General features: G+C 63.6%; 4 protein-coding genes. All 4 read right to left on the reverse strand.

The genetic code is table 11. The features are described 5' to 3' along the window. Nucleotides 1-305 (reverse strand): DUF4956 domain-containing protein (locus LLH00_07015; protein ID MCE5271020.1); only part of this gene is annotated, 305 nt, incomplete at its 3' end. Between the two features lie 18 nt (nt 306-323). Next, nucleotides 324-1,076 (reverse strand): polyphosphate polymerase domain-containing protein, encoded by a 753-nt coding sequence (locus tag LLH00_07020; protein MCE5271021.1) that lies wholly within the window; start codon nt 1,074-1,076, stop codon nt 324-326. A gap of 47 nt (nt 1,077-1,123) precedes the next feature. Further along, complete coding sequence (locus LLH00_07025) at nt 1,124-2,206, reverse strand: hypothetical protein (GenBank protein ID MCE5271022.1); 1,083 nt, start codon at nt 2,204-2,206, stop codon at nt 1,124-1,126. 38 nt (nt 2,207-2,244) lie between these two features. Continuing rightward, nucleotides 2,245-3,403 (reverse strand): carbohydrate-binding domain-containing protein (locus tag LLH00_07030; GenBank protein MCE5271023.1); only part of this gene is annotated, 1,159 nt, incomplete at its 5' end.

Raw genomic sequence — 3,403 nt, forward strand, 5'->3', positions numbered from 1 at the left:
GAGAAAAAGACAAAGACAATGTCCCGGGTGTCCTTGACCGCGGTGCGGAAACGGATGATCGACATCGCCCCCACCAGGCCGAACGCGCGGGCCAGGTTGTTGCCGATCACCATGATCACGATGCTGGTGATCATGGTCAGAAGGACCAGGGCGTTGACAAAGGAGGGGGAATAGGAATAGCCGGAGAAAGTCTTGCGGTAGATGATGGAGATGAACAATCCGGCCAGGAACGCAAACAGCACGCCCAGGGCGATATCGACCACGGTGTAGCGCTGAAAATCGAGGAACAGGCTCTCATATTGCATCTTCCATCCACTCCCGGTTCATGCCGGCACCGCCTGCAGCCCGGCACACGACATGCATTTGTCCACACCCTGGCAATATTTGGGTATCGATTCGCAGCGCAACTGGAACTCCTTCACCAGCCGTAACATCCATTTGGGCATGAACCGGTCGAACTTGAGCTCGAGGATATAGTGGCAGTCCGTGACCGGGAGCAGGCCCGAGTCGCGGAACAGGTCATCCAGCTCGGGATACAGGAAGCTGCGCACGTCCTTGTCGATAGTGACCCGCTCGCCCGGATCGATCAGCCCGGTGTAGGCCTCCCGGTCGTAGACAATCAGGGCGGTGGGACGCAGGTCGAGACCGGCAAGGTTGGCGATGTACTTTTTCAGGGCGTTGCGCACCGGCACGCCCGCGCCCTCGATCTGTCCGGGCAGGGTCAGCTCGCGGTGGATCAGCCCGACCTGGCCCAGCGGCACCGCGACCCGTTCCTTGAGCACGCGGTTGAGGCGCCGGCGCTTGATCTCCAGGAAAGCCGGCTTATCGGGCGCATACTCGTTGTAGGCCCTGACCCGCAGTTTCTTGCGGTAGGACTGGCCGTCCATTTTCTCGTAGAAGAAATCGAGGCGGCGCGTGTCGAAATAGATGCTCCGCACCGTGTAGGTGTTCTCGGGCAGGCCCTCCGCGAAACGGTCCACGCAGGTGTGCCGCAGGATATAAGCCCTCAGCTCGGGCGTCAGGTCCCTGGGGACCCAGTATTTCAATTCCGCTCTGCCAGTCGGATCCAGTCGCATCTCGTCACCCTGTCCTTTTTCCGTCAACTGCGCGCTCTTGTCAGCCCTCAGATGAACAGCCGCCAGGTCAGCTCCCGCAGCCAGCTCCGGCACAGCCGCCCCAGATCCACATTCCCGCACTCGATACAGGCCAGGCCGGTGAGCCCAGGAAGCAGGCTGAGGCCGGGGTTGGCGATACAGACCCGCGCCAGGTACATCCGGCGCCCGCAGACCAGAAGGGGGCTTCTGTCCAGCGCGGCGATTTCCGTTTCCAGCACGCGCTCCCGTCCGTCGAACACCTTGATCCTGACCGGCGCACCCAGGCTCAGGAATTCGAGCTTGCGCGCCTCCACCGGTATCTCCACGATCAGGGTATCCAGCTTGCTGAGCGTGAAAATTGAGGCCATCGAATCGACCGGCCCGCTGAGGAGCCCGTCGAAAGGCGCGGTGATCTGCAGGGCGGAGAGTTTCTGGTCCCAGGTGCGGAGCCGGGTCTCGAGGTCGTCGATCTTTTTGGCGGCCAGGTCGAGGGCCTCGGGCTTTTCGCCGGTCCGGGCCGTCCGGAGGTCGGACTCGGCCAGGGCCACGTTCGCTTCGAGAAGGTTCTTCTGCGCGTCGCTCAACTCGAATTCCTCGGCAGCGATCAGACCCTTGTCCACAAGCTCTTTCTTGCGTTTCCAGGTCGGCATGAAATCGTGCAGGGCCTGACGGGAGTACAGAAGGCCCTGGAGGGCGCGCTCCTGGAGCGAGGCTTTCTGGCCGCTGCGCAGGCTGGTGAGGCTGGCGCGGGCCTGGCTCACCTCGCCGCTAAGTTCCTCGTAGCCGATCCGGTTGCCGGTCGACTGCAGGACCCCGATCACCTCGTCCCGGTGTACCGGCGCACCCAGCCTGATCGCGGGGTCGAGGCTGAAAGTGACGAAATCGGTGCGGTCGAACTGCATGAAGCGCAAATGGCTGATCCCCGGTGGATTGCTTAGCCGCAGCCGGGTAAGAAGGGTTTCCGGCTGGGGTTGCAGAAGCGACCACTCGGCCTGGGCCACGAACAGGCAGGGGCCTTTCACCCGGTAGGGGATCCGCGCCCGCCCGAGCAGCAGCGCGCCAAGGCCGGCCAGCACCAGGACAGACAGAGACAGGACTGTTTTCTTGATCACCCGTATTCCCCCGATACCACTGGTTTCATACTCCCGGCTCAGCGGCGCTGGCCGCTGCCGGTCACGATGCTGGAGATCGTGAAACTGCCGTATTTGCTGCCCGCGGTGTAGCCGCCCTCCGGGTACAGGCCGTCGGAGGATACGCCGCTGTCGCTGCCGCCCAGGTAGAGATCGTAGCTGCCGCCCAGGACCAGCCCGGTCGAGGAGAAAACGATGGATTGGAACTTCTTTGCGGGCTTGAAAGTGAGCACCCCGGCGCCGTCGCTGCTCTGCAGGTGCACCAGGGCGCCGGCCGGCTGGGTCGAGCCGAGATTCAGCAGCACGGAACACTGTGTTGAATTCGTGCCCGGCCCCTGGGCCATGCCGGCGCTGCCCACGGCAATGAGGAAGCCCCCGGTCAGCTTGAAGGAACTATGGTCCAGGGCTCCGTTGTCGTTGGCAGTCGGGCCGTTGACAATCACCACTCCGCCGGTCATCGTGATCGAGCCGTTGGAGTCCAGGCCGTCGCCGTTGGCATCCACCACGATCTCGCCGCCGTTTATGTACAGGTAGTAGTCGCCGCCGTCATCGAAGCCGCCTGGAGGCCCGCCCGGCCAGCCCGAGCCGTCCACCCCCCCGGCCACGTTGAACCCGTCGTCGCTCGACACCACGTGGACAGTCCCCGCGTTGACCGTGAGCACGGTGCGGCTCTCCAGACCCTCGTAGGATTTGGTGACATCGATGTCGCCGCCGTTGACCGTCAGGTCGGCATCCGCGTGGACCCCGTCGTCTCCGGTGGCGAGGCTGAGATTCCCCCCGTTGATTATCACGCTGCCGTCGCTGTGAAGGGCGTCGTCGGCCGAGCTGACTTTCAGCGTCCCGCCGTCCACGATCAGGCTCACCCCGGCCTTGACTCCCTTGCTGGAGGCGCCGCTGCCGTTGACATAGCTGCCGCTGCCGCCGCCCGCGGTGAGCGTGAGGTTGCCGTCTTTTATGAGCATGTCCGTCTGGGCCGAGAGAGCGTCGCCGCCCGCGGTGACAGTCAGCGTGCCGTTTTCGATCAGCACATAGCCCAGGCTGGCGTCATTCTCGTTATCCGACTTGAGCCCATCCCCGGAGGAGTTGACCGTGATGCGTCCGTCCTTGATTATCAGGTAGTCCTTGCCCCGGATACCGTCGTCCTTGGCGCTGATCGTAAGCGTGCCGCTGCTGATCACG

The sequence above is a fragment of the bacterium genome (genome assembly GCA_021372515.1).
In the GTDB taxonomy this organism is placed as follows: domain Bacteria; phylum Gemmatimonadota; class Glassbacteria; order GWA2-58-10; family GWA2-58-10; genus JAJFUG01.

Bases quoted from the DNA above. Each gene is read 5' to 3' on its own strand.
- LLH00_07020 (MCE5271021.1), bottom strand. From the start codon at position 1,076: ATGCGACTGGATCCGACTGGCAGAGCGGAATTGAAATACTGGGTCCCC.